The sequence below is a fragment of the Haemophilus sp. CCUG 66565 genome (genome assembly GCF_001679495.1).
In the GTDB taxonomy this organism is placed as follows: Bacteria; Pseudomonadota; Gammaproteobacteria; order Enterobacterales; family Pasteurellaceae; genus Haemophilus; species Haemophilus haemolyticus_K.
In genome coordinates, this window is record NZ_LZOX01000016.1 from 219,660 (window position 1) to 244,417 (window position 24,758).

At 37.7% G+C, this 24,758-nt stretch carries 27 protein-coding genes and 1 tRNA gene; 14 read left to right on the top strand and 14 right to left on the bottom strand.

Annotation, left to right across the window (positions count from 1 at the left end):
• Positions 1 to 1,344 carry a Na(+)-translocating NADH-quinone reductase subunit A gene (locus tag A9501_RS06585; RefSeq protein WP_005636870.1) on the bottom strand — a complete coding sequence of 448 codons (1,344 nt, stop codon included), beginning with the start codon at positions 1,342 to 1,344 and terminating at the stop codon, positions 1 to 3.
• 293 nt (positions 1,345 to 1,637) lie between these two features.
• Entirely contained in the window at positions 1,638 to 1,949 is a 312-nt protein-coding gene (locus tag A9501_RS06590) for a BolA family protein (RefSeq protein WP_048953933.1), read from the bottom strand.
• Positions 1,950 to 2,041: 92 nt separating this feature from the next.
• Between A9501_RS06590 and A9501_RS06595 the strand changes: the two genes are divergently transcribed.
• The 3 genes from A9501_RS06595 to A9501_RS06605 all read left to right on the top strand — a co-directional run bounded on the left by A9501_RS06595 (position 2,042) and on the right by A9501_RS06605 (position 4,424).
• On the top strand, positions 2,042 to 2,641 hold the full coding sequence (locus tag A9501_RS06595) for a YajG family lipoprotein (RefSeq protein ID WP_048953934.1): 600 nt from the start codon (positions 2,042 to 2,044) through the stop codon (positions 2,639 to 2,641).
• Positions 2,642 to 2,931: 290 nt separating this feature from the next.
• Positions 2,932 to 3,879 carry a magnesium/cobalt transporter CorA gene (gene corA / locus A9501_RS06600; protein WP_005629627.1) on the top strand — a complete coding sequence of 316 codons (948 nt, stop codon included), beginning with the start codon at positions 2,932 to 2,934 and terminating at the stop codon, positions 3,877 to 3,879.
• On the top strand, positions 3,879 to 4,424 hold the full coding sequence (locus A9501_RS06605; RefSeq protein ID WP_048953935.1) for a YggT family protein: 546 nt from the start codon (positions 3,879 to 3,881) through the stop codon (positions 4,422 to 4,424). Before corA ends, A9501_RS06605 begins: the two co-directional genes overlap by 1 nt.
• Positions 4,425 to 4,510: 86 nt before the next feature.
• Here the strand turns inward: A9501_RS06605 and pdxH are convergent, their stop codons facing one another.
• From pdxH to A9501_RS06630, 5 genes are all read right to left on the bottom strand, one after another.
• Positions 4,511 to 5,143, bottom strand: a complete 633-nt coding sequence (pdxH, locus tag A9501_RS06610; RefSeq protein WP_048953936.1) for a pyridoxamine 5'-phosphate oxidase — start codon at positions 5,141 to 5,143, stop codon at positions 4,511 to 4,513.
• Between the two features lie 55 nt (positions 5,144 to 5,198).
• On the bottom strand, positions 5,199 to 6,842 hold the full coding sequence (locus A9501_RS06615; RefSeq protein ID WP_048953937.1) for an ABC transporter substrate-binding protein: 1,644 nt from the start codon (positions 6,840 to 6,842) through the stop codon (positions 5,199 to 5,201).
• A 153-nt stretch (positions 6,843 to 6,995) separates the two neighbouring features.
• Positions 6,996 to 8,384: an MDR family MFS transporter gene (locus A9501_RS06620; RefSeq protein WP_048953938.1), complete on the bottom strand. Its 1,389-nt coding sequence runs from the start codon at positions 8,382 to 8,384 to the stop codon at positions 6,996 to 6,998.
• Positions 8,381 to 8,896, bottom strand: a complete 516-nt coding sequence (mobB, locus tag A9501_RS06625) for a molybdopterin-guanine dinucleotide biosynthesis protein MobB (protein ID WP_048953939.1) — start codon at positions 8,894 to 8,896, stop codon at positions 8,381 to 8,383. The genes A9501_RS06620 and mobB overlap by 4 nt, the downstream gene beginning before the upstream one ends.
• A gap of 92 nt (positions 8,897 to 8,988) precedes the next feature.
• The gene (locus A9501_RS06630; RefSeq protein WP_048953940.1) at positions 8,989 to 9,276 is read right to left on the bottom strand and encodes a DUF5339 domain-containing protein; all 288 of its coding nucleotides are present in this window, start codon (positions 9,274 to 9,276) and stop codon (positions 8,989 to 8,991) included.
• 454 nt (positions 9,277 to 9,730) lie between these two features.
• Here A9501_RS06630 and A9501_RS06635 point away from each other — a divergent pair, with 454 nt between their 5' ends.
• The 10 genes from A9501_RS06635 (at position 9,731) to A9501_RS06680 (ending at position 17,772) form a co-directional block, all read left to right on the top strand.
• The gene (locus tag A9501_RS06635) at positions 9,731 to 11,296 is read left to right on the top strand and encodes a cytochrome ubiquinol oxidase subunit I (RefSeq protein ID WP_009766713.1); all 1,566 of its coding nucleotides are present in this window, start codon (positions 9,731 to 9,733) and stop codon (positions 11,294 to 11,296) included.
• A 14-nt stretch (positions 11,297 to 11,310) separates the two neighbouring features.
• Positions 11,311 to 12,447, top strand: a complete 1,137-nt coding sequence (cydB, locus tag A9501_RS06640) for a cytochrome d ubiquinol oxidase subunit II (RefSeq protein ID WP_048953941.1) — start codon at positions 11,311 to 11,313, stop codon at positions 12,445 to 12,447.
• A gap of 110 nt (positions 12,448 to 12,557) precedes the next feature.
• Positions 12,558 to 12,851 carry a cyd operon protein YbgE gene (gene ybgE, locus A9501_RS06645; protein WP_048953942.1) on the top strand — a complete coding sequence of 98 codons (294 nt, stop codon included), beginning with the start codon at positions 12,558 to 12,560 and terminating at the stop codon, positions 12,849 to 12,851.
• A gap of 78 nt (positions 12,852 to 12,929) precedes the next feature.
• Complete coding sequence (gene ybgC, locus A9501_RS06650; RefSeq protein WP_048953943.1) at positions 12,930 to 13,340, top strand: tol-pal system-associated acyl-CoA thioesterase; 411 nt, start codon at positions 12,930 to 12,932, stop codon at positions 13,338 to 13,340.
• Between the two features lie 17 nt (positions 13,341 to 13,357).
• Complete coding sequence (gene tolQ / locus A9501_RS06655; protein ID WP_005626973.1) at positions 13,358 to 14,044, top strand: protein TolQ; 687 nt, start codon at positions 13,358 to 13,360, stop codon at positions 14,042 to 14,044.
• A 64-nt stretch (positions 14,045 to 14,108) separates the two neighbouring features.
• On the top strand, positions 14,109 to 14,528 hold the full coding sequence (tolR, locus tag A9501_RS06660) for a colicin uptake protein TolR (protein WP_005634116.1): 420 nt from the start codon (positions 14,109 to 14,111) through the stop codon (positions 14,526 to 14,528).
• Between the two features lie 14 nt (positions 14,529 to 14,542).
• The gene (gene tolA / locus A9501_RS06665) at positions 14,543 to 15,730 is read left to right on the top strand and encodes a cell envelope integrity protein TolA (RefSeq protein ID WP_048953944.1); all 1,188 of its coding nucleotides are present in this window, start codon (positions 14,543 to 14,545) and stop codon (positions 15,728 to 15,730) included.
• Between the two features lie 41 nt (positions 15,731 to 15,771).
• Positions 15,772 to 17,055, top strand: a complete 1,284-nt coding sequence (gene tolB / locus A9501_RS06670; protein ID WP_048953945.1) for a Tol-Pal system beta propeller repeat protein TolB — start codon at positions 15,772 to 15,774, stop codon at positions 17,053 to 17,055.
• Positions 17,056 to 17,079: 24 nt separating this feature from the next.
• Complete coding sequence (gene pal / locus A9501_RS06675) at positions 17,080 to 17,541, top strand: peptidoglycan-associated lipoprotein Pal (protein WP_048953946.1); 462 nt, start codon at positions 17,080 to 17,082, stop codon at positions 17,539 to 17,541.
• A 155-nt stretch (positions 17,542 to 17,696) separates the two neighbouring features.
• Positions 17,697 to 17,772 (top strand) — tRNA-Lys (locus A9501_RS06680).
• A 425-nt stretch (positions 17,773 to 18,197) separates the two neighbouring features.
• Here A9501_RS06680 and artM read toward each other — a convergent pair.
• From artM to lpcA, 5 genes are all read right to left on the bottom strand, one after another.
• Positions 18,198 to 18,881, bottom strand: coding sequence for an arginine ABC transporter permease ArtM (gene artM, locus A9501_RS06685; RefSeq protein WP_048952865.1), 684 nt, complete (start codon positions 18,879 to 18,881; stop codon positions 18,198 to 18,200).
• Positions 18,881 to 19,546, bottom strand: coding sequence for an arginine ABC transporter permease ArtQ (gene artQ, locus A9501_RS06690; RefSeq protein ID WP_048952864.1), 666 nt, complete (start codon positions 19,544 to 19,546; stop codon positions 18,881 to 18,883). Before artQ ends, artM begins: the two co-directional genes overlap by 1 nt.
• 3 nt (positions 19,547 to 19,549) lie before the next feature.
• Positions 19,550 to 20,269: a lysine/arginine/ornithine ABC transporter substrate-binding protein gene (locus tag A9501_RS06695; RefSeq protein ID WP_046950422.1), complete on the bottom strand. Its 720-nt coding sequence runs from the start codon at positions 20,267 to 20,269 to the stop codon at positions 19,550 to 19,552.
• A 17-nt stretch (positions 20,270 to 20,286) separates the two neighbouring features.
• Positions 20,287 to 21,018 carry an arginine ABC transporter ATP-binding protein ArtP gene (gene artP / locus A9501_RS06700; RefSeq protein ID WP_048952863.1) on the bottom strand — a complete coding sequence of 244 codons (732 nt, stop codon included), beginning with the start codon at positions 21,016 to 21,018 and terminating at the stop codon, positions 20,287 to 20,289.
• 125 nt (positions 21,019 to 21,143) lie between these two features.
• A complete protein-coding gene (gene lpcA / locus A9501_RS06705) occupies positions 21,144 to 21,728 on the bottom strand; it encodes a D-sedoheptulose 7-phosphate isomerase (protein WP_065265332.1) in 585 nt (194 codons plus the stop codon).
• Between the two features lie 207 nt (positions 21,729 to 21,935).
• Here lpcA and A9501_RS06710 point away from each other — a divergent pair, with 207 nt between their 5' ends.
• Positions 21,936 to 22,742 carry a DNA ligase gene (locus A9501_RS06710; protein ID WP_048952862.1) on the top strand — a complete coding sequence of 269 codons (807 nt, stop codon included), beginning with the start codon at positions 21,936 to 21,938 and terminating at the stop codon, positions 22,740 to 22,742.
• Positions 22,743 to 22,770: 28 nt separating this feature from the next.
• Here the strand turns inward: A9501_RS06710 and A9501_RS06715 are convergent, their stop codons facing one another.
• Both A9501_RS06715 and dppD read right to left on the bottom strand, forming a co-directional pair.
• A complete protein-coding gene (locus tag A9501_RS06715) occupies positions 22,771 to 23,754 on the bottom strand; it encodes a peptide ABC transporter ATP-binding protein (protein ID WP_048952861.1) in 984 nt (327 codons plus the stop codon).
• A gap of 2 nt (positions 23,755 to 23,756) precedes the next feature.
• Entirely contained in the window at positions 23,757 to 24,749 is a 993-nt protein-coding gene (gene dppD / locus A9501_RS06720; RefSeq protein ID WP_048952860.1) for a dipeptide ABC transporter ATP-binding protein, read from the bottom strand.
• Between the last annotated feature and the right edge of the window lie 9 nt (positions 24,750 to 24,758).

A 24,758-nucleotide genomic window follows, 5' to 3' on the forward strand; every position in this document is an offset into this window, starting at 1 on the left:
TTAACCTTCCTTCTCAATCTTATCTAATACTTGACGCAAGATTGAACCGTATTCATATTTGCCCGGGCAAACGAAAGAACATAACGCTAAGTCTTCTTCATCTAATTCAAGACAACCTAACGCTTGCGCACCATCGGTATCACCCACGATTAAATCACGTAATAATAATGTCGGTAAAATATCCAACGGCATAACACGCTCATAGCTACCAATTGGAACCATTGCACGCTCACCACCATTTTCAGCCGTAGTGAAGTTGAATAATTTCTTACCGAAGTGACCTAACACTGTACGAGTAATTGAATATTTATTTGATTGAGGTGTAATCCAGCCTAGGAATTCTTTCTCATTACCTTCAGCGATTACCGAGACTTGCAATGCATAGCGACTTAAATAGTCATGCGCACCTTTTGCAGTTTGTCCACAAAGCACTGAACCAGAAATTACGCGATTTTCACCCGCACTTAATTCATTTTGGGTTAATTGAGAGAGATTAGCACCAATTACAGTGCGAATTAAACGAGGCTCTTTCACTTGCGGACCAGCAAGAGAAATTACACGTTCAACATAAAGCTCACCTGTTGTAAATAATTTACCCACTGCAATCACATCTTGATAATTGATGTGCCATACAGTTTTATTTACACCAACAGGATCAATAAAATGAATATGAGTACCAACAAGACCAGCTGGGTGGACGCCACCAAAATCATGAATCTGTAAATTTTCAAGATCAACAGTTGGGATATTGGTATCACCTGCTTTACACAAGTGTAACGGTTTTGAAGGGAATAAACGACTTAATACTGTTAAACCATTCGTGAAATCTTGCCAAAATTCTTTTAGCACGATTGCAGGATCTGCGGCTAATGGATTGGTATCCATTGCATTCACGAAAATTGAGGCTGGTTCACTATCAATCGCAGGTACTTTGCTAAATGGACGAGTACGTAATGCAGTCCATAAACCTGATTCAACAAGGTTTTGTTTTACTTGTTCAGAAGAAAGCGTATTCAATTGTTCTGTACTATATTTTGCGAAAGTGATTTGCTCATTTCCTTCCACATTAATTACGACAGATTGTAATACACGCTTCTCACCACGATTGATTACAGTGATAGTACCACTTGCAGGGGCTGTAAAAATCACACCAGGATTTTTCTTGTCTTCAAAAAGCACTTGGCCTTTCTTTACAACATCGCCTTCGCGCACCTTCATCGAAGGACGCATCCCCACATACTCCTCACCTAGAATCGCAACTTGATTCACAACATTTCCGTTGTGGATTACTTGTGCTGGTTTTCCCGCAATTGGGAGATCCAAGCCTTTCTTAATTGTAATCATACTGTTTGCACTACTTTTCAAGGTTAAAAATACAATTGCAAATAAGCAAGTTAAATGCAATCTCGTGTTTGAGCGTGACAAAGCACCTTTAGAAAGACATCAATGCCACAAAAATAAAAAACTCAAATCGGTTAACTTCACGATAAACATGCTTATCGAGAAATTGAATTTGGATAAAATTAAACGCCTTATTCTAGCGAAAATCTGCTTTTTTCGCTACTTAAACGCCTACTTTTTTGTAAAAACCTTTTGCGATATATCAAAAAAATGTTACATCTTCATAACATAAAAAATTAATGTCCAACGCCTGCGCATTTCGTTGAAGCGGGAATTTTCTCATTTAACTCTCCCCATTCCTCTGCAGTAAACAAGTGCAACGCTAACGCATGAATACCGCCATTAAGCTCATCTGCAAGCAATTGATAAACACGTTGATGACGCTGTACTTTACGCATTCCTTCAAAAACATTACTCACAATCACACATTTAAAATGAGATTCCTCGCCACGACCAGAACTATGTAAGTGGCTTTCATTTTCTACACTAAAAAAGTGCGGTTGAAATTCTAGTTGAATTTTTTGTTCGATAGTTTGTTGAACAGACATCATAAATCTCCACAAAATCACAATGAAACGCTATACATTAGCAATGAAGTTTGCAAGAATAACACAGTTTTAACTGGCTCATTGGGGAAATTATGACATTATCAAACAAAATCAAAACATTATCAGCAGTAAGTATTGCAGCCGCCACGCTGTTCCTTGCTGGCTGCCAAGCACAATCAAATACATTAACGTTCACACCACCAGCACCGAATGCCACAATGAACATTAATCAAAATGCGATTGTGTATGTAACAACGAAAGATAGCCGCACAACGCAAGATATCGCGAGCTATACCAAGCGTGGAGAACTCATTAAATTAAATTCATCACCGAGTGTTACACAATTATTCCAACAAGTGATGCAACAAAATCTTATTAGTAAAGGTTTCAGAATTGGGCAATCCAATGGATCAAATGCGTGGGTAACTGTGGATGTGCGTGAATTTGCTACGCAAGTAGAACAAGGTAATCTTCGTTATAAACTTAATACCAAAATTCAAGCAACTGTTTATGTTCAAGGCGCGAAAGGCTCATATAACAAAGCATTTAATGCTACTCGTTCACAAGAAGGCGCATTAAACGCGGATAATGACGAAATTCAAAAAGTTCTGTCTCAAACATTTAACGATATTGTGAATAACATTTATCAAGATCAAGAAGTATCCGCTGCGATTAATCAATATACAAACTAATTATAAGGGCAATTTTGCCCTTTTTTATTAAGATTAAAACTTGACGAACACCGCTTTCAAGCGTAACATTCGCCCGATTTTTTAACGAGAAGGACACACACTTTGGACAGTCATAGTCGATACCGAATATCGCTCTAGACGCCCGCCTTTTATTATCGGCGCGCGTTCGCCGGTAAATTTACCGTTGTTTCGGCATCTCTTAACGAAAACTTTGCGATTTTTCACCGCACTTTCGTTTCTTCTTTAATTTGTTCACTGTTAGCTGTTCATAATCCTATAAGGAGTATGAAATGATCAACGCGTTTGCTATCAATGATTCCCGCTTGGTTCGCATTGACGAAGACCAAACTGATCTCAATACTGCCATTTGGCTTGATTTACTTGAGCCGACAGGCGAAGAACGTGAAATGCTACAAGAAGGCTTAGGCCAGAGCTTAGCATCTTTTCTAGAATTGGAAGATATCGAAGCTTCCGCCCGTTTCTTTGAAGACGAAGATGGTTTACACCTTCACTCATTTTTTTATTGCGAAGATGAAGACAATTATGCTGATTTAGCGAGCGTCGCTTTTACTATTCGTGATGGTCGTTTATTTACGTTGCGTGATCGCGAGCTACCAGCATTCCGTTTATATCGTATGCGTTCACGTAGCCAGCGTTTGTTAGAATGTAATTCCTATGAAGTTTTACTGGATTTATTTGAAACGAAAATTGAGCAATTAGCGGACGTGATTGAAAACGTTTATGCAGATTTGGAAGAGTTGAGTCGCGTTATTTTAAACGGAAAACAAGATGAAGCCTTTGATGAAGCATTAAATACGCTCACGGAACAAGAAGATACGAGCTCAAAAGTTCGTTTGTGCTTGATGGATACCCAACGAGCATTAGGTTTCTTGGTTCGCAAAACGCGCTTACCAACAAACCAGTTAGAACAAGCACGAGAAATATTACGAGATATTGAATCTTTACAGCCTCATAATGAATCATTGTTCCAAAAAGTAAACTTTTTAATGCAAGCTGCAATGGGTTACATCAATATTGAACAGAACAAAATTATGAAATTCTTCTCAGTTGTTTCTGTGATGTTCCTTCCTGCAACATTAGTTGCATCCACTTATGGTATGAACTTTGATTTTATGCCTGAATTACATTTTAAATATGGTTATCCAATGGCAATTGGATTAATGATCGCCGCAGCATTGACACCATATATTTATTTTAGAAGAAAAGGATGGTTATGATGGAATTATCCCAAACCGCATTATTTATTGGATCAATTATTAATCTTTATGCACTTGTCTTAATCTTACGAGCTTGGTTACAGTTTGCTCGAGTGGATTATTACAACCCTGTTTCAACATTTGCAGTAAAAATGACTGATCCAGTATTAAAACCTCTGCGTAAAATTGCGCCTACTGTGAAAAATATCGATACTTCTGCTTTACTGCTAATATTTATTATCGGTATGTTGAAAGGTATTATTTATTTTGGTTTATCAGTAAATGTACTCTTAGTATTGGGTGTGTTAACTGTATTGAAAAGCATTGGTTTAGCAATTTTTTATGTGCTTTTTATTGGCGCTGTTTTAAGTTGGTTTAATCGTGGCAATAGCCCTGTGATTTATGCATTTTATCAACTTTCAGAACCACTTTTAAGACCTATCCGTCGATTCTTGCCAACATTTGGCATGATTGATTTTTCCCCTATGGTCGTCGTATTTATCTTATTATTCTTAAATAACCTAATGCTTGATATGTTAGGTGGACTTTGGATAATTGCTGGTTAAACAATTACTCAAAAATTATTTATATTAATTAGGTTAAGTATTTTTATACTTAACCTAATTTCTCTTAAAGCAACCAAATTCAAAATTTAAGGTGATAACCTTTCACGGATCCAATTGCCATTTCCTTTTCTATAATAAATCCGATCATGTAAACGACTTGGACGACCTTGCCAAAACTCAACTATTTCTGGACGAATTAAATAACCTCCCCAATGCATCGGCCGTGGTACATGAAATGGATATCTAGCGGCAATTAATGCTGCTTTGCTTAATAAAAATTTATAGCCCGAAATAACCGTACTTTGCTCACTTGCCCAAGCCCCTATCTGACTGGTATAAGGACGACTAGCAAAATACGCATCTGATTGTTCTGTAGGAATTTTTTCCGCTTTCCCTTCAATTCGAACTTGACGTTCTAACTCAGGCCAGAAAAAAGTAATTGCCACATTGGGATTATTGGCTATATTTTGTCCTTTATGACTATGATAATTCGTAAAAAAGACAAAACCCTCTGAATTAACCTCTTTCAACAAGACGACTCGACTACTAGGTCTCCCCTCTTTATCTACTGTCGAGATATTCATTGCTGTCGGTTCGCAAACCTGGCTATTAATAGCCTCATTCATCCACAATTCAAATTGCGAAATCGGATTATCTTGACAATTTTGTTGTGATAACACACGTTTTCTATATTCTTCACGAATATGATGTAAATCCATTTTCCCTCCGTCAAAATAAAAGCCTTAGTATAAAACTAAGGCTTTAAAATATTACTTACTTATTATCAACACTCACACCATAGAATGAATCATAGCCAAATGGGCTTTGTACATAGCCCTTTACGCGTGGACTAAGTGGTGCAAAACCAACAGAATGCGCCACTGGAATCCAAGGTGCTTGATTATGAACGATAACTTGTGCTTGTTTATAAAGTGCGGTGCGTTCTTCCTTATTTGTTAATCCGATTGCTTTATCTAGTAATGCATCAAATTCTGGATTTTTAAAACGAGCCATATTGGAATTACCCGCATTTGAACTTGCCAATAATGGAGATAAGAAGTTATCAGGATCACCATTATCACCAGACCAACCAAAGATACCCGCAGTTAACTCACCCGCTTTCGCACGTTTTTGGTAATCCGCCCATTCATAGGTAACTGGGTTAGTTTTTACACCAACTTTTGCCCAGTCAGCCATGATAAGTTCAGCCATACGTTTGGGATTTGGGTTAGAAGATCGTACAACAGGTTGAATCCAAAAATCTGTTGTAAAACCATTTGGGTAACCTGCTTCTGCTAAAAGTTGTTTTGCTTTTTCTGGATCGTACGGATAATCTTGAACTTCATCGTTGTAACTCCAAATTGTTGGAGGAAGTGGATTTTTAGCTGGTGTACCTGCGCCTTGGTAAACCGCTTCAATAATCGCTTTTTTATCTACTGCATAGTTCAGTGCTTGACGAACCTTGACATTATCAAACGGTGCTTTTTCGGTATTGAATGCAATATACGCCACGTTCAAACCTTTTTGTTCCAAAAGTTGTACTTTTGGATCTGTTTTCATTTTGGCTAAATCCGCTACATTCGGGAATAAAATTAAATCACAAGAGCCCGCCTGTAATTTTGCATAACGTGTTGTCGCATCTGGCACAATATTGATAACTAAACGATCCAATGGTGTTCTACCCTTCCAATAGTTTTCATTTGCTACATATTGAGCAGCTTGATCCGTTTTGTAATCAACAAAAACAAATGGCCCAGTTCCCACTGGGCGATTATCAATTGTTTCAGGCTTACCAGCTTTCAACATTGCATCCGCATATTCTGCGGAATAAATAGAAATAAAATCCATACCTAAACTTGCCAAGAAAGTCGCATCTTTTTTGTTCAAGGTAATACGAATTGTGTTGTCATCTACTTTCTCCACTGATTTTAACAATTCAGGGAATTTCATTGCTTTGAAATATGGATAGGTCCCTTTAGATACATTGTGATATGGATGATTTGGATCTAACTGACGTTGGAATGAGAATAGAACATCATCCGCATTAAAATCACGTGTTGGGGTAAATTCTTTTGTTGTATGGAATTTAACACCTTTTCTTAAATGGAATATATAAGTTAAACCATCATCGCTAATTTCCCAGCTTTCAGCTAAGGCTGGTTCAATATCTGTTGAGCCTTTTTTAAATTCAACTAAGCGGTTATACACTTGTTGTGAGCTTGCATTATAAGATGTTCCCTCCATCACAAGTGCAGGGCTAAATCCTAAAGGTGCTTTTGCTGTACAGTAAACGAAAGTGTTGTTAGATGCTGATTTAGTTTCAGCTTGTGCGGTCGGTTTATTTGCTGAACCTGATTGATCACAGGCGGCTAATACAAGCGTTACAGCCGCAAGAGTTAGTGTAGCTTTTAGCTTCATGATAGTTCCTCACTTTGTTGGCAGAGATTTATTCGATCCTTGTCATATAACCAAGATGCTAGATAAATCCTATCTAAAATAAATGTTTAATAAGATATAAGCAAATGTCGCTTTTTTTAAATAAAAAAATTCCATGGATTATAACAAATTAATCTAAGGATTCTTCCGTAAATGATCGCCATCATTTTTATGTAATTTCATAAGCGACCAAACTAAGGCGATTGCAAAAAGCGATGAGGTTAAAAACGTATAGCTAAAAGCCCGTTGTAAACCATCACTTTCGCTAAAGAAATGTCTATAGAGATTTAAAATTATCGATGAAATAGCAATACCAAATCCAATCCCAACTTGCTGCACAATACTTAATACTGTAGAACCTGTGCCAGCCTGTTGTTTTGAAAGATCCCCCACAGTCAGAGTATTGATTGAAGTAAAAATCATCGACATACAGGCACCGTACCACATAAGATTACAAATAATCCAAGTCAGAGAACTTTGTTTATCTAACCAAGCCATTGAAATCACAGAGCCAGCCATCAAAAGTGCGGATGAAATTAGCGTTGTTTTATAGCCCCAACGATTTAAAATTCGTCCGATTAATATTTTTAAAATCACAGAAATTAGCGCAATCGGTGCTAATAGCCAGCCTGACATTTCAGCACTGTAACCGAAAGATAATTGGAACATCAAAGGCAATAAAAAGGGAACACCAGATGCAGATAATCGGATAAAAATATTGGCAATAATGCCTAATCTAAATGTACGAGCTCGGAAAAGGGATAAAGGTAAAATGGCATCTTCATTGTTTTTAGCATAACTACAATACGCCACAAGTAACAGAACACCAACAACTAACACGCTATAGGTTGTAATTACACTATGCTGACTTTCGCCGAGTAAATCCAAACCAAGTGTGATGCCAACTAACCCTAATGCAAAGAGTAAAAAACCAGTCCAATCCAGTTTCTCTGACTCGCCTTTGATATTGTTCATCACGCTGCCTGATGCCAAAATTCCTAGTGCACCAATTGGAATATTAATTAAAAAAATCCAGTGCCAACTAGCGTGAATGACTAACCATCCACCTAAAATAGGCCCTAGAATTGGTCCGATCAAACCTGCAGTTGCCATTAAATTCCAAGCATTAACTAATTGTTGTTTGGGAACAGCTTGAATAATAGCTAAACGCGCCACTGGCATCATAAAGGCACCACCTATCCCCTGAATCACTCTGGCTAAGATTAAACTTTCTAAATTAGGAGCTACAGCACAAGCGATAGAACCTAAAATAAAAGTCAACACAGCTGCGCGAAAAACGGTCAATGTCCCAAATTTTGTTGCCGCCCAAGCGGTAAGAGGAATAAATAACGCAACGGCTAAAGAATAAGCAATAATCGCCATTTGCATTTCAAAGGCGGGTTTATGTAAATCGGAGGATATCGCCGGTAAGGCGGTATTAAGAATAGTGGCATCTAGGCTCTGCATAAAAAGCGCCATTGCAGCGACCCAAGCTAAACCGCGATAGGCATTGGATTCAGTCATCGTGCTCCGTGAAAATGGTGCAACCAATTTTCAATAAAATCGGCAATTTGCGGAATGCGGTTAATATCCAACAAAGTGCGGTCAATTTCAAGGGGATAATTCGTCGCAACCGCCACGACATATTCGTCAATTTCAGGCAAAGGTTTTGTCATTTCTTGACGGTGAAGCAAAATCTTTGGAATAGGCTCTTGTTTAAAGCCCTCCACCAACACTAAATCCGTTAAAGTTCGGTCAAATTGTTTTGCTAAATAATCCAATGAAACAGGTTTTGGTATTTCCGTCATGATCGCCCAGCGTTCATCATTCGCTAAAATGACTTGAGAAGAACCCGCCTCTTTCATGCGCCAACTATCTTTTCCTTCTTTATCAACTTGCATATTATGATGGCTATGTTTAATCACCGAAACGCGAATGTGACGAGCGATAAGTTCTGGGATAAGTTTTTCTAATAATGTTGTTTTACCACTACCGCTATAACCGGTAATCCCTAACAAAGGTATTGCTCTATTCATCATGTAATCCTTAAATTCTAATTACTCGAGTTTTAACCAAGTGGAATAAACTCCAATATAAAAAGCCTTATTGTATTCAATAAGGCTTTTTACTATTCACTATAACTTTTCAAATTACTTAATTTTGCTAAACCAAGCTCACAGCTTTTCAATTGAGTAGCAAGTTCCATTTGTAGAATTTGTTGTTTACTCTGGTTAAGTTTACTTTTAATTTTATTTACCTGAATATGTGTACCAGGCTGTCTCTCGGCCTGATTTATTAAACTTTCTGTTTCTTTAAACAACTGTTCACATTGCTGTGGAACCGAGTTAGGCACAGCTAAAACAGTAGGTGATATGACAGAGAAAAATGCAGTCAAAATAAGGAATGTTTTTTTCATTTTTAGATCCTTTCTTCTCTTTATCCTAGAAAATTTCAAAACTGAAGATAGTAAGAAAATAACAAAATACAATCAATATGTCCAGACTTAAACGGATTTTACTATGCTAATTAATAATAGAATCTAAACTAGAGCTATATTTTTTTGAAAAAGTCACAAATTTGATATAGATCAATTTTACAAACTTTAACAAATAATAGGTATTTCATAACTTACATCAAAAATATGAACCAGATAACGTTTTTTAGTATTTTTTATCCTTACGTTTAGTAGTAAAATAGCCACCAATTTGGGTTATCTTTGTAGTAATTTTCTATTTTTCATCGTTGTGTAGTGATTATGTAGATAAACCAATTTAGGCTTAACTAATTAAGTTGAGTGATTAGGGGTTATTTAAGGCTCTGCCTTTTTAATCATTGTTGGAACTAATGTTGTTTATACAGAGGAGTTGAGAATGTTGGACGTCGTTGACCTTTCTCGCTTGCAGTTTGCTTTAACTGCGTTGTATCACTTCATTTTCGTGCCGCTGACATTAGGTTTGTCATTCGTCCTTGTGATTATGGAAACCATCTATGTGGCGACAGGCAAAGAAGTTTATAAAGATATGACAAGATTCTGGGGGAAGTTATTTGGTATTAACTTTGCCCTTGGGGTGACCACAGGTATCATTATGGAATTCCAATTCGGTACTAACTGGTCTTATTATTCTCATTATGTAGGTGATATTTTTGGTGCGCCATTAGCGATTGAAGCGTTACTAGCCTTTTTCTTAGAATCAACTTTTGTGGGGTTATTCTTCTTTGGTTGGGATCGTTTAACTAAAGGTAAACACTTACTTGCTACATATTGCGTAGCTTTCGGTTCGAACTTATCTGCAATGTGGATTTTAGTTGCTAATGGTTGGATGCAGTCTCCAGCTGGCTCAGAATTTAATTTTGAGACAGTACGTATGGAAATGACGAGCTTTTTAGATCTTTGGTTAAATCCTGTTGCTCAAAGTAAATTCTTGCACACGTTAACAGCAGGTTATTCGACTGGTGCAATGTTTGTATTAGGTATTAGTGCATTCTATTTATTAAAAGGTCGTGATATTGGTTTTGCCAAACGTTCATTCTCTGTTGCTGCAACCTTTGGTTTTATCGCGGCATCGGCTGTGTTAATTATGGGGGATGAATCAGGTTACGACATTGGTAAAGCACAACCAGTGAAATTGGCTGCAATGGAAGCTGAGTTTGAAACTCATCCTGCGCCAGCGCCATTTCATCCAGTTGCAATTCCAAATACTGCAGAAATGAAAAATGATTTTGCGATTGAGATCCCATATTTGGGTGGTTTAATTGCAACGCGTTCTTTAGATACTGAAATTGTTGGTTTGAAAGATATTCAAGCGAAAAATGAAGGTCGTGTTCGTAACGGTATGGTCGCTTACGATTTATTCACGCAATTAAAAGCAGAGAAAAAATCAGCAGGCCACGTAAATCCAGAAACTAAAGCAAAATTTGATGAAGTAAAAGGTGATTTAGGTTTTGGTTTATTATTAAAACGTTACACAGATAAAGTTGTAGATGCAACAGATGAACAAATTAAACAAGCTGCTCGCGATACTATTCCAAACGTAGGTCCTAACTTCTGGGCATTCCGTGGGATGTTAGCAGCCGGTGGTTTAATTATTTTACTGACCTTCGGCGCATTTGTTCAAAATTTACGTAACAAAGTCACTTCTTCTCGCTTATTGCTTAAAGCATTGCTTTGGTGTATCCCATTGCCAATCTTAGCAATTGAATTTGGTTGGTTCTTAGCTGAGTCTGGTCGTCAACCTTGGGCAATCTATGAAGTTTTACCTGTTGGGGTATCAGCGTCTCAGTTAAGTACTGGCGATTTATGGTTCTCTATTGGTTTAATTTGTGCGCTTTATCTTGCGTTCATTATTGTTGAGATGTATTTGATGTTTAAATATGCGCGTTTGGGTCCAAGTGCGTTAAAAACCGGCAAATACTACTTTGAACAATCATCTAAATAAGCAGGAGATGAATTATGATTGATTATGAATTTCTACGTTTTATTTGGTGGGTGTTAGTTATTGTATTGTTGATCGGTTTTTCTGTTACCGACGGATTTGATATGGGCGTGACCGCACTTTTACCTGTAACAGGCAAAAAAGAAGTGGAGCGCCGTATTATGATCAACTCTATTGCCCCCCATTGGGATGGTAACCAAGTTTGGTTATTAACTGCAGGCGGCGCAGTATTTGCGGCATGGCCAATTGTATATGCCGTTTCATTCTCAGGTTTCTACATCGCTTTAGTATTGGTTTTAGCTGCATTATTCTTGCGCCCATTGGGTTTTGAATATCGTGCAAAGATTGATAACCCGACTTGGCGTTCTGTTTGGGATTGGGGACTATTCGCAGGTGGTTTTGTACCATCATTAGTATTTGGGGTGGCTTTTGGTAATTTATTACAAGGCGTTCCATTCCATTTCAACGAATTGACTCAAGTAACTTATACTGGTTCATTCTTTGAATTATTAAATCCATTTGCATTATTGTGTGGTGTTATTAGCTTATCAATGCTTGTGACTCACGGTGCGAACTGGTTACAAATGAAAACAACCGAAGAATTGCGTGATCGCGCTCGTTCAGTGAGCCAAATCGGTGCTATTGTGACTTTAATTGCATTCGTATTAGCTGGAGCATGGTTATACTTTAAAGAGGGTTATGTAGTAACGAGTGTTGTGGATCACTACGCGCCATCTTCTCCAATGAATAAAGAAGTTGCTGTTGAAACTGGTGCGTGGTTTAGAAATTTCAATGAAATGCCAATTCTTTGGATTTTCCCTGCATTAGCAGTAGTTGCTGCATTATTAAATGCGGCATTTTCTAAAGCTAATCGTTGTGGTTTCGCATTCTTTTTCTCTGCATTAACAATGGCTGGTGTAATTATTACTGCTGCAGTATCTATGTTCCCATTTGTGATGCCTTCAAGCTCAAATCCTGAACAAAGTTTGTTAATGTGGGATGCGACATCGAGTGAATTAACATTAACATTGATGTTCTTCTTAGCACTTATTTTTGTCACCATATCGTTGTGTTACACAATTTGGTCCTATACAAAAATGTTCGGTCGTTTAGACGCAAACTTCATTGACGAAAATAAACACTCATTATACTAAGGAGATTAATATGTTATATATAATTTGGGTAGTGGGTGTGTTATTAGCTATATTTGCTAGTGCAAAATTAACTATTGGCAAAGAAAAAGCAGGAAAATTTGACGAGTAATATGATTCATTCACTCTATCAATTAATTAATAAGGGTTCGTTTCGAACCCTTTCATTTATTTTAGCGCTAGGATTAACAGCCGTATTTTTCTTTAATGTTGATAATTTTTCAACATTGTTACGAAATGATTCTCCTTGGTGGATTTTGATGATCTTTTGGGGATTGATTACGGTTTGGATTCATGGAATCGGATTTGAAATTAAAAGCGTAATTTGGAAATTAATTTTCTTACCTTATATTGCTTATATCATTATATTGATTAGTTCTGTAGAGCATTTTTATTTACGAGGATGATTTTTTTCTTCGGCATATTGCTTATCTAAAAAACAGGTTCTAAAATATCCGACCTATTGCGGTGGGCAAAGCTTAATAATGTCAGAAAAAACCTTCTATCTTCCCGTTCGAGTGTATTATGAAGATACTGATGCTGGTGGCGTTGTGTATCATGCTCGTTATTTGCATTTTTTTGAGCGAGCTAGAACAGAATATTTGCGAGCGTTAAATTTTACGCAGCAAACTTTATTACAAGAACAACAACTCGCGTTTGTTGTCAAATCGCTCGCTATTGATTATTGCGTTGCGGCAAAACTGGATGATTTACTCACGGTAGAAACAGATGTCATAGAGATAAAAGGTGCAACAATCCTTTTTGAGCAAAGACTTATACGTGATACGGTGATGTTATCAAAGGCTACAGTCAAGGTAGCCAGTGTTCATCTTGGCAATATGAAACCTGTGGCTCTTCCTAAAGAAGTAAAAGCTGCGTTTTACAACCTAAAATAAACTTTTCGGAGTGTGCAATGACTGCAGAATTGAATTTTTTAGATCTTTTTCTAAAAGCAAGTATTGTTGTTCAACTTGTAATTGTGATTTTGATTTCATTCTCAATTATTTCTTGGGCAATTATTATTCAACGTAGCCGAGTTTTAACGGCAGCTTTAAAAGAAGCGAATACTTTTGAAGACCGTTTTTGGTCTGGTGAGGATTTGAATAAGCTATATGAAGGATTATCAAATCGTCGTGATATTTTAACGGGTAGTGAACAGATTTTCTTTGTTGGTTTCAAAGAGTTTTCTCGCTTGAAACAAGTGAATCCTGATGCGCCTGAGGCGATTATTAAAGGAACTACGCGAGCAATGAATCTTACAATGAATCGTGAAGTTGAAAGCCTTGAAAGTCGCGTACCATTTTTGGCTACAGTAGCTTCTGTTAGCCCTTATATTGGTTTATTCGGAACTGTTTGGGGTATCATGCACGCTTTTATGGCATTAAGTGGTGCTAAACAAGCAACTTTACAAATGGTTGCTCCTGGTATCGCTGAGGCTTTGATTGCTACTGCAATCGGTTTGTTTGCTGCGATTCCGGCTGTAATGGCTTATAACCGTTTAAGTTTACGCGTGAATGCTATCGAACAGAATTATGGTAACTTTATTGATGAATTTACGACGATTTTACATCGCCAAGCTTTCGGCAAAGCACCACACTAAAATATAGAAAAAATACACCGCACTCTTTCGTTAAGTGCGGTGAAAAATAAGAGAGATTTGAATTATGGCTCGTCGTCAGCGTAAAGATATTAAATCTGAAATTAATATTGTCCCGTTTTTGGATGTATTGTTAGTGCTTGTGTTGATCTTTATGGCAACAGCACCAATTATTAGCCAAAGCGTACAAGTGGAATTGCCGGATTCAGTGCAAAGTCAAAATGTATCTAATGAAGATAAAGTGCCGGTAATTCTTGAGGTTTCAGGGATTGGACAATATGCGATTTCTATTGGCGGAGAACGTCAAGAAGGGTTAACGGAAGAAATGGTGACACAGTTATCTCGACAAGAATTTGATAAAGATAATAACACACTATTTTTAGTGGGTGGAGCTAAGGAAGTTCCCTATGAAGAAGTGATTAAAGCACTTAATCTGCTCCACCTTGCTGGAATTAAATCTGTTGGTTTAATGACAAACCCAATTTAACTAAGTAGGTAACCGTGCAAAATAATCGACAAAAAAAAGGCGCAAATGCATTTGTTATTTCTATAGTGATGCACCTTGTTTTGTTTGGATTGTTGATTGTCAGCTCTTTCTACCATACAGTTGAAATTATGGGTGGTGGCGAAGGTGATGGTGATGCTATGGGCGCAGTAATGGTCGATACTGGCTCTGCAGCGCAAGAATGGGGTAGAATTCAACAACAGAAAAAAGGGCAAGCGGATAAACAGAAACGTCCAGAACCCGTTGTTGAAGAAAAACCGCCACAACCTAATCAAGAAGAGATTAAGCGTCAACAGGAAGTTCAACGACAAGAAGAGTTAAAACGTCAGCAAGAACAGCAACGTCAGCAAGAAATAAAAAAACAACAAGAGCAAGCTCGTCAAGAAGCGTTGGAAAAACAGAAACAAGCTGAAGAGGCAAAAGCAAAACAAGCTGCTGAAGCTGCAAAATTAAAAGCAGATGCAGAAGCTAAACGTTTAGCTGCAGCAGCAAAACAAGCTGAAGAAGAGGCGAAAGCTAAAGCAGCAGAACTTGCAGCACAAAAAGCAAAACAAGAGGCTGAAGCCAAGGCAAAAGCTGAAGCCGCAGCTAAAGCAAAAGCTGAGGCTAAAGCGAAAGCTGAAGCAGATGCAAAAGCTAAAGCCGCTGCCGATGCTAAAGCAAAAGCTGAAGCCGATGCAAAAGCTAAAGCCGCAGCTGATGCTAAAGCAAAAGCTGATGCAGAGGCGAAAGCTAAGGCTGCTGCCGATGCTAAAGCTAAAGCGGATGCAGCAAAACGAAAAGCGGACCAAGCCAGTTTAGATGATTTCTTAAATGGCGGAGATATTGGTGGCGGTAGTGCATCTAAAGGCGGAAATGCTAACAAAGGTGGAACTCAAGGTAGCGGTGCTGCGCTTGGTTCTGGCGATGGTGGCAAAGTAGGAGATCAATACGCTGGAGTAATTAAGAAAGAGATTCAACGTCGTTTCTTAAAAGATCCAAGTTTTGCAGGAAAAGTTTGTCGTATTAAAATTCAATTGAGTCGAGATGGAACAATCTTGGGATATCAAAAAATTTCAGGTCCTGATGATATTTGTACAGCAGCATTAAGTGCGGTGGCTAGAACAAAAAAAGTTCCAGCAGCCCCATCTGATGCTATCTATGAGAAATATAAATCGCCAATTATTGATTTTGATATTCGATAATTCTTTAGAAAAATTTATTGTTAAATTTTAAAGGTAACAAAATGAAATTATTAAAACGTTTAGTGAGCGTATTAGCGATTGTACTTGCTGTTGCAAACAATGCATTCGCTGATGATGAAGTTCGCATTGTAATTGATGAAGGGGTTGATGGTGCACGTCCTATAGCTGTTGTGCCGTTTGCTGGATCTGCACCAGAAGATATTAGCAAAATTGTTGCTGATGATTTACGTAACAGCGGTAAATTTAATCCTATTGCAGTATCTCAGATGCCTCAACGTCCAACTTCAGCAGCAGAGGTAAATCCTGAAGCTTGGTCTAATATTGGAATTGACGCAATTGTGGTCGGACAAGTTGTTCCATCTGGTAATGGTTATAGTATTACTTATCAATTAATTGACACCGTTGGTGCATCAGGTACGCCTGGAGCGGTATTAATGCAAAATAGCTATACAGTGACAAATAAATGGTTACGCTATGGTGCTCATACTGTTAGTGATGAAGTTTTTGAAAAATTAACTGCGATCCGTGGTGCATTTAGAACTCGTATCGCTTATGTTGTGCAAAAAAATGGTGGTTCACAGCCCTATGAAGTTCGTGTTGCAGACTACGATGGCTATAATCAATTTATCGTAAATCGTAGCTCTCAACCAATTATGTCACCAGCTTGGTCTCCAGATGGTCAACGTTTAGCTTATGTGTCTTTTGAAAATAAAAAATCACAACTTGTTGTACAAGATTTAAATTCTGGTGCTCGTAAAGTGGTAGCATCTTTCCCTGGTCATAATGGTGCACCAGCATTTTCACCGGACGGTTCACGTTTAGCGTTTGCCTCTTCGCAAGATGGACTATTAAATATTTATGTGATGAATTCTCATGGTGGTACACCAACTCAATTAACTCGTGGGGCAGGTAATAATACTGAACCATCTTGGTCACCAGATGGTAGTTCAATTCTTTTTACCTCTGATAGAGGGGGCTCACCACAAGTTTATCGCATGAGTGCGAATGGTGGTAGTGCAACGCCTGTTGGTGGTCGTGGTAGTGCACAAATTAGTGCTGATGGTAAAACCCTTGTAATGATTAATGGTAACAATAATGTAGTTAAACAAGATCTTACAACTGGAGCTTCTGAAGTACTCAGCACATCATTCTTAGGTGAAAGTCCAAGTCTTTCACCAAATGGAATTATGATTATTTATAGCTCTACACAAGGCCTAGGAAAGGTGTTACAATTGGTTTCTGCAGATGGTCGCTTTAAGGCGAGCCTTCCAGGAAGTAATGGCCAAGTAAAATTTCCAGCTTGGTCGCCATACTTAACTAAATAAAAAAACTCATTGAGGAGAAATCTAATGAACAAATTTGTTAAATCATTATTAGTTGCAGGTTCTGTAGCTGCATTAGCAGCTTGTAGCTCATCTAACAACGATGCTGCAGGCAATGGTGCTGGTCAAACTTTCGGTGGATACTCTGTTGCTGATCTTCAACAACGTTACAACACCGTATATTTCGGTTTTGACAAATACAACATCGAAGGTGAATACGTTCAAATCTTAGATGCACACGCAGCATACTTAACAGCAACACCATCAGCTAAAGTATTAGTTGAAGGTAACACCGACGAACGTGGTACTCCTGAGTACAATATTGCGTTAGGTCAACGTCGTGCTGATGCTGTTAAGGGTTACTTAGCAGGTAAAGGCGTAGAAGCAGGTAAATTAAGCACTGTATCTTACGGTGAAGAAAAACCAGCAGTTCAAGGTCACGATGAAGCTGCATACTCTAAAAACCGTCGTGCAGTGTTAGCATACTAATTTTTAGTATTCTTAATACTAACAAGGAACAGGGCCTATCAAATGATAGGCCCTGTTTTATTTTCTGATTATAATTTACTCACTCATAGAAAAAAGATAAATTTATTCTTGCATATAAAAATAAACTGGATATGATAGACGCTCTTTATTTTTATGGGTCGTTAGCTCAGTCGGTAGAGCAGCGGACTTTTAATCCGTTGGTCGAAGGTTCGAATCCTTCACGACCCACCAAATAACCACTCATATTACATCTCTAAAATCTAAATCTATACTTCTTCCATACGTCAAATTATTAGTGTCTATTTATCTTCTATAACTAAGAGTCTTATCATTAAATCCTTTCTAAAAAAAGATTATGAATTGATTATGTTTAACGGCTTCTATTTAAAATTATTTATATTATTGTTCAAACATTCTCTCTTGCTCTACTCACCCCTCTTTTTTACTGTCCACAATAATCAACAATACTTTCAAAATCCTCTTCTCTATTAATATAAAGAATTCTGGCTCCCTGTATTACTAATTAATATCAGAGTAACTATTTTGAGACTTAAGCTTGCTCTCAATTTCAATGAATTTAAGACTTATAAATAAATTTAATTAAAAAATCCCAACCTAGGTTGGGATTTAAAAATGACTAAAGATTCTACCGCACTTTATGCTTTGCTTACTTCAAAACGTTCAAATGCCAATACTTTTTTCTCTAATTTACGTAGCAATAAAGTCGCAATACCCGTAATAATTAAATAGATGCCTCCCGCAATGCCGTAAATTGTCAGTGCATCATATTCTGTACCATAAAGTTGGCGAGCATAGCCCATAATGTCCATAATTGTAATAGTGGAGGCTAATGCCGTGCCTTTAAATACCAAAATAATTTCGTTACTGTAAGACGGCAAAGCACGTTTTAAGGCATAAGGAATTAAAATTTTTAAAGTTTGTATGCGGTTTAATCCTAATGCTGCACAACTTTCCCATTGTCCTTTTGGAATGGCTTTCACTGCACCATGAAATAATTGTGTGGAGTAGGCTGCACTGTTTAGCGCTAAAGCTAATGCTGCACAGAACCAGGCATTGGATAAGAGATACCATAATGGGCTGTCAATAATCCACTGAAATTGGCCCGGCCCCGCATAAATTAAAAAGAACTGAACTAACAGTGGCGTGCCAGTGAATAAAGTAAGGTATAAATTAATCGCTCTTTTTACCCATTTATTTTCCATTGAAAGTAAAAAAGTGAGAAATAATGCCAAACAGAAGGCAATCAGTAATGATACGACTGTAAGCAACAAACTCGTTGGAATCCCTTGTGCGATCACGCTTAAATATTCTTGAAACATTATTTCACGCCCCTTTCAAAACGAGTAAAACGTAGCTCTAATTTTCGAATACCAACTTGGCTAATTAATGTTACCGCTAAATAAATTAACGCAGCAATACCGTACCAAGTAAAGGGTTGATGTGTATTGGTATTAATCAGATCCGCTTGGCGCATCAAATCGTCCACACCAATCAATGAAACCAATGCTGTATCTTTTAGTAATACAAGCCATTGATTGCTTAAACCTGGTAAGGCATGACGCCATACTTGTGGCATGACAATGTGGATGAACGTATAACTTTTGCTTAAGCCTAACGCCGCACCAGACTCCCATTGACCTTTCGGAATAGCTTGAATTGCGCCGCGTAATGTTTGTGAAGCATAAGCTGCAAAAATGAGAGAAAGCGCAAATACACCGCAGCCAAATGCCCCAAATTCAATGTATTCTCCTGTTAGCATTTCTACTAATTCAGTGGAACCAAAATATACGAGTAATACAACGAGAATTTCAGGTAAGCCACGCAATAAGGCAATGAATACTGCCGTTGGTTTTCCAACAAAACGATTTGCTTCAAGTACGGCAAAAATTAGGCTTAAAAATAACCCTAGGATTAATGAACAGACCGCAAGCCCTAAAGTCATTAGGGCTGCGGTAAACATTAAAGAAAGAAAATCAGAACTCATAGATTATTTTGTCATCCATTTATCATAGATTTTTTGGTATTCACCATTTGCTTTAATTGCAGCTAAACCTTTGTTTAATTGCTCCGCTAATTCTTTATTTGATTTATGCATTGCAATGCCTAAACCATTACCAAAATATTTTTTATTTGCTACCTTTTCGCCTACAAATTGCATTTCTGGTTCTTTGCTAATCATATCTGCAAGTACTGCGGTATCACCAAAAATCATATCAATTCTACCGCTCTTTAAGTCTAAAATTGCGCTCTGTAAGCTAGCATAAGCCTTAGTTGTATATTGTTTGGTTTCTGCTACTGTGTATTGTTGGAATGTGGTTCCATTTTGAACGCCAACATTTTTTGCACTTTCTAACGTTGCTTTTCCTTTAAGGGTTACATAGCTTGCAGTGCTATCGTAATATGCATCAGAGAATAAAACCTGTTTTGCTCTTGCATCGGTAATATCAATAGCGGAAATGGATGCATCAAAGCGTTTTGCTTTTAAATTTGGAATTAATGCATCAAAAGCTTCGCCTTTGAATTTACAGGTTGCTTGGATTTCTTTACAAATTGCATTCGCCACATCGACATCAAAACCAATAATCTCGCCTTTTTCATTTGTGGTTTCAAATGGTGGATAGCTAGGTTCCATTGCAAAAGTAAGCTCTTGTGCGCTTGCTGTTACGGATGCGCCGAATAAAATTGCAGTTAATAATGTTTTTTTCATAATAAAATCCTTATTCTCTAGTGAGAAAGATATTGTTTAAATTGTTCAGTTTTCGGGTTTTCAAAACAATCTGCCGAGCCTATTTCGACAATTTTTCCCTGTTCCATATATACTACTTTCGTTGCTACTTTTTGTGCAACATTGACTTCGTGGGTCACAATCACCTGAGTAATGCCGGTTTCTTGTAATTCTTTAATAATATCTACAACTTGTGCCGTAATTTCAGGATCCAATGCAGCCGTTGGTTCATCAAATAGTAGAACTTGTGGCTTCATCATCAGTGCGCGGGCTATTGCAACACGTTGTTGCTGACCGCCTGATAAGTGTAACGGAAAGCGATCTGCAAATTGTTCTAAACGTAAACGTTTTAACAACTCCATTGCATCTGCTTTGGCTTCATTTTCACTTACGCCACGCACTTTCATTGGCGCTTCAATTAAGTTTTCAATAACAGTTAAGTGCGGCCAAAGGTGATATTGTTGAAATACCATTCCTACATCTTGGCGTAATTGTCGGATTGCTTTGGGATTTGCCATTGCATTGGATAAATTAAAATCATTATTTGCAATACTTAATTCGCCAGATTTTGGTACTTCTAATAAATTTAATGTGCGAATCAATGTGCTTTTACCTGCGCCACTTGGGCCAAGCAATACAACGGTATCACCCTCATTAGCTTCAAGATTAATATCAAATAATGCTTGAGATGAACCGTAAAAGAAATTTAGATTTTTAACACGAATAGTCATTTCAATTTTCTCGTCTTTTAAGATGAAAAAATATTACATTTTTATGAATAATTATGCAAGTGGTGTGAATAAAAAATCCCAAAAAAATTTGGGATTTTAGAAATTCGATTGAAATCAACCGCACTTTAAGCTTCTTTAGCCATTTCAAACTCAATTAACATCATTAAAATATGAATGACTTTGATATGGATTTCTTGAATACGATCTGCATAACGGAAATGTGGTACACGGATTTCAACATCTGCTAATCCAGCCATTTTTCCGCCGTCTTTACCTGTCATCGCAATAACTTTCATGCCTTTTGCTTTTGCAGCTTCAATGGCGTTTAAAATGTTTTTTGAATTGCCAGAGGTTGATAAACCGAATAACACATCACCTTTTTGACCCACCGCTTCAACATAGCGTGAAAAGACATATTCATAACCAAAATCATTACTTACACAGCTTAAATGACTTACATCTGAAATCGCAATAGCGGGGTAGCCAGGACGATTTTCACGATAACGACCCGTTAATTCTTCTGCAAAATGCATCGCATCACAGTGCGAACCGCCATTACCACAAGAAAGCACTTTGCCTCCTTGTTTGAAGCTATTTGAAATTAATAATGCGGCTTCTTGAATTAATTTAATGTTATTTTCATCAGAAATAAATTTGTTTAACACATCTTGTGCTTCCACAAGTTCTGCTTTGATTTGCTCTAAATACATTGATTGCTCCTTGTTGGGAATAAAATCTCGATGGCATTGTATAGCAGATAAACATTCTTCGCTAGAGTAAATAAAAATTCATCTTTTCCCGATGAAGTGATGATTTTTTGCGATTTAGATCGTAATAGTGAATTTGCGTGCTTTTAGATTATTCTAGATAAACTTATTCTGAGAAAAGTGACCAGCACTTAAATTTACAAAAACATCATGAAATTTTACCGCACTTTGTTACTTTTCTTCGTGAGCTCTTTCGCTTTGGCTAACCCAGATTTAATGCTTCTTCATACCTACGATAATCAACCAATAGAAGGTTGGGTGATGTCTGAAAAATTAGATGGTGTACGCGGTTATTGGGATGGAAAGCAATTATTAACCCGGCAGGGGCAACGTTTATCACCGCCATCCTATTTCATTAAGGATTTTCCGCCTTTTGCGATTGATAGTGAATTATTTAGTGAGCGGAATCATTTTGAAGAAATTTCATCAATCACAAAATCTTTTAAAGGCGATGGTTGGGAAAAACTGAAATTGTATGTTTTTGATGTGCCTGATGCAGAAGGCAATTTATTTGATCGTTTAGCTAAATTGAAAGCGTATTTACTTGAACATCCAACAACTTACATTGAAATTATTGAACAAATCCCAGTGAGAGATAAAGCGCATTTATATGAGTTTCTTAGTCAAATCGAGTCTTTGAAGGGGGAAGGCGTCGTTGTTCGAGATCCTTATGCACCTTATGAACGAAAACGTAGCCATCGAATTTTAAAATTAAAAACGGCTCAAGATGAAGAATGTACGGTCATTGCACATCATAAAGGCAAAGGACAATTTGAAAATGTGATGGGTGCTTTAACTTGTAAAAATCATCGGGGAGAATTTAAAATTGGTTCGGGTTTTAATTTAAACGAACGAGAAAATCCTCCTCCAATTGGAACAATGATTACTTATAAATATCGAGGCCTTACGAATAGTGGAAAACCTCGATTTGCAACCTATTGGCGAGAGAAAAAATGAGCCTATTTATCAGTCTGACAAAATAAATTTAATCAATATGGAAACAAGCGATTAATTTGCCATCAATATGTTGCTCCAAGTGCGGTTGATTTTCACGGCATTTTTCTGTTGCTTTCCAACAACGAGGATTAAATGCACAGCCTTTTGGCGGATTAATCGGGCTTGGCAATTCACCCGTCAACTTTATACGTTCACGGCGCAAGTTTGGTGACAAACGTGGGGTCGCTGAAAGTAACGCTTTGGTATAAGGATGTTGAGGATTAGAGAAGATTTGTTCTTTTGTTCCTTTTTCAACACAACGACCTAGATACATCACCATCACTTCATCGGCGATATGCTCTACCACGGAAAGATCGTGCGAAATGAAAACGTAAGACAAGCCTAATTCATCTTGTAAATCCATCATTAAATTCAGTACTTGCGCACGCACGGAAACATCTAATGCAGAAACAGGTTCATCGGCAACAACAACATCGGGATCTAACATTAAACCACGAGCAATGGCGATACGCTGGCGTTGTCCGCCTGAAAACATATGAGGATAACGATCATAAAATTCAGCGCGCAACCCCACTTTTTCCATCATTGATAAAACTTTTTCTCGACGTTCTTTGGCAGAAAGTTTTGTATTGATGATCAATGGTTCTTCCAAAATTGAACCAATTTTTTTGCGTGGATTTAATGACGCATAAGGATTTTGGAAAACTATTTGAATTTTTTTACGACGTAGAGCCTTTGTTTCATGAGCATTTTCTAAAAAATTATGCCCTTTATAATACAATTCGCCTTCGCTGGGTTCTTCAATCATTGTCAATAAACGCCCTAGCGTTGATTTACCACAACCGGATTCTCCCACGACAGCTAAAGTTTTACCTCGTTCAAGCTGAAAAGAGACACCATCTAACGCTTTTACTTGCTGTGGTTTTGCAAACAAGCCTTTTTTTACAGGGTAATATTTTTTTAAGCCAATCGCATTTAATAATGGCGTATTTTCTTTTCCTTCATTCGTCATTATTAAGCTCCTTGATATTCAACAGGATTGCCTTGTTCGTTCAGCGGAGTATGGCATTTTACTTTACGCGAACCGATATGGTGCAATTGAGGTTCGACTTGGCGACAGTATTCGGTTGCATAAGGACAGCGAGGATTTAATAAGCAGCCTGTTGGGCGATCGTATTTTCCAGGTACCACACCTTGTAATGACTCTAAGCGAGATTTTCCTTCTGCGAATTCAGGTAATGAACGTAATAAGGCTTGAGTGTAAGGGTGTTTTGGCTCGCGGAAAATATCTTTTGCGGTGCCTTCTTCAACGATTTGTCCTGAATACATCACGATAATTCGATCTGCAGCTTCAGCAACAAGCGCAAGATCATGGGTAATCAAAATCAGCGACATGCATTCTTTTTTCTGCAATTCGAGTAAGAGCTCCATAATTTGTGCTTGAATGGTTACGTCCAATGCAGTAGTTGGCTCGTCAGCAATCAATAATTTAGGTCTGCAAGCAATTGCCATCGCAATCATTACACGCTGGCTCATTCCGCCAGAAAGCTGATGGGGATAAATATCAATCCGAGATTCAGGATCTGGGATACCGACCAATCTTAAAAGCTCTAAAGTGCGGTCTTTTCTTGCCTTTTTTGTACCGCCTTCATGAGTTTTTAACGCCTCCATAATTTGGAAACCGACAGTATAAGCTGGATTCAAGCTTGTCATCGGATCTTGGAAAATCATTGCTACATCAGCACCAATAAGCTGGCGTTTAGCTTTACTCTCTAAAGTGAGTAAATTTGTGTTTTCAAATTGCAAGGATTCTGCAGATACACGTCCTGGATGATCAATTAGCCCCATAATTGCGAGAGAACTCACAGATTTACCTGACCCCGATTCTCCCACAATGCCAAGCACTTCACCTTGTGCGACTTGATAGTTGATGCGATCCACTGCTTTAAATGGCGTATTTTTATCGCCAAAGTGAACAGAAAGTTCTTTTACGTCTAATAATGGCATTCTGTTTTC

Bases quoted from the DNA above. Each gene is read 5' to 3' on its own strand.
- A9501_RS06715 (WP_048952861.1), bottom strand. From the start codon at position 23,754: ATGACGAATGAAGGAAAAGAAAATACGCCATTATTAAATGCGATTGGC.
- corA (WP_005629627.1), top strand. From the start codon at position 2,932: ATGATCAACGCGTTTGCTATCAATGATTCCCGCTTGGTTCGCATTGAC.
- A9501_RS06585 (WP_005636870.1), bottom strand. From the start codon at position 1,344: ATGATTACAATTAAGAAAGGCTTGGATCTCCCAATTGCGGGAAAACCA.
- tolQ (WP_005626973.1), top strand. From the start codon at position 13,358: ATGACTGCAGAATTGAATTTTTTAGATCTTTTTCTAAAAGCAAGTATT.
- A9501_RS06630 (WP_048953940.1), bottom strand. From the start codon at position 9,276: ATGAAAAAAACATTCCTTATTTTGACTGCATTTTTCTCTGTCATATCA.
- A9501_RS06620 (WP_048953938.1), bottom strand. From the start codon at position 8,384: ATGACTGAATCCAATGCCTATCGCGGTTTAGCTTGGGTCGCTGCAATG.
- A9501_RS06605 (WP_048953935.1), top strand. From the start codon at position 3,879: ATGGAATTATCCCAAACCGCATTATTTATTGGATCAATTATTAATCTT.
- A9501_RS06595 (WP_048953934.1), top strand. From the start codon at position 2,042: ATGACATTATCAAACAAAATCAAAACATTATCAGCAGTAAGTATTGCA.
- lpcA (WP_065265332.1), bottom strand. From the start codon at position 21,728: ATGTATTTAGAGCAAATCAAAGCAGAACTTGTGGAAGCACAAGATGTG.
- pdxH (WP_048953936.1), bottom strand. From the start codon at position 5,143: ATGGATTTACATCATATTCGTGAAGAATATAGAAAACGTGTGTTATCA.
- ybgE (WP_048953942.1), top strand. From the start codon at position 12,558: ATGATTCATTCACTCTATCAATTAATTAATAAGGGTTCGTTTCGAACC.
- tolB (WP_048953945.1), top strand. From the start codon at position 15,772: ATGAAATTATTAAAACGTTTAGTGAGCGTATTAGCGATTGTACTTGCT.
- ybgC (WP_048953943.1), top strand. From the start codon at position 12,930: ATGTCAGAAAAAACCTTCTATCTTCCCGTTCGAGTGTATTATGAAGAT.
- A9501_RS06695 (WP_046950422.1), bottom strand. From the start codon at position 20,269: ATGAAAAAAACATTATTAACTGCAATTTTATTCGGCGCATCCGTAACA.
- mobB (WP_048953939.1), bottom strand. From the start codon at position 8,896: ATGAATAGAGCAATACCTTTGTTAGGGATTACCGGTTATAGCGGTAGT.
- tolR (WP_005634116.1), top strand. From the start codon at position 14,109: ATGGCTCGTCGTCAGCGTAAAGATATTAAATCTGAAATTAATATTGTC.
- artM (WP_048952865.1), bottom strand. From the start codon at position 18,881: ATGTTTCAAGAATATTTAAGCGTGATCGCACAAGGGATTCCAACGAGT.
- A9501_RS06590 (WP_048953933.1), bottom strand. From the start codon at position 1,949: ATGTCTGTTCAACAAACTATCGAACAAAAAATTCAACTAGAATTTCAA.
- cydB (WP_048953941.1), top strand. From the start codon at position 11,311: ATGATTGATTATGAATTTCTACGTTTTATTTGGTGGGTGTTAGTTATT.
- pal (WP_048953946.1), top strand. From the start codon at position 17,080: ATGAACAAATTTGTTAAATCATTATTAGTTGCAGGTTCTGTAGCTGCA.
- dppD (WP_048952860.1), bottom strand. From the start codon at position 24,749: ATGCCATTATTAGACGTAAAAGAACTTTCTGTTCACTTTGGCGATAAA.
- artP (WP_048952863.1), bottom strand. From the start codon at position 21,018: ATGACTATTCGTGTTAAAAATCTAAATTTCTTTTACGGTTCATCTCAA.
- A9501_RS06615 (WP_048953937.1), bottom strand. From the start codon at position 6,842: ATGAAGCTAAAAGCTACACTAACTCTTGCGGCTGTAACGCTTGTATTA.
- artQ (WP_048952864.1), bottom strand. From the start codon at position 19,546: ATGAGTTCTGATTTTCTTTCTTTAATGTTTACCGCAGCCCTAATGACT.
- A9501_RS06635 (WP_009766713.1), top strand. From the start codon at position 9,731: ATGTTGGACGTCGTTGACCTTTCTCGCTTGCAGTTTGCTTTAACTGCG.
- A9501_RS06710 (WP_048952862.1), top strand. From the start codon at position 21,936: ATGAAATTTTACCGCACTTTGTTACTTTTCTTCGTGAGCTCTTTCGCT.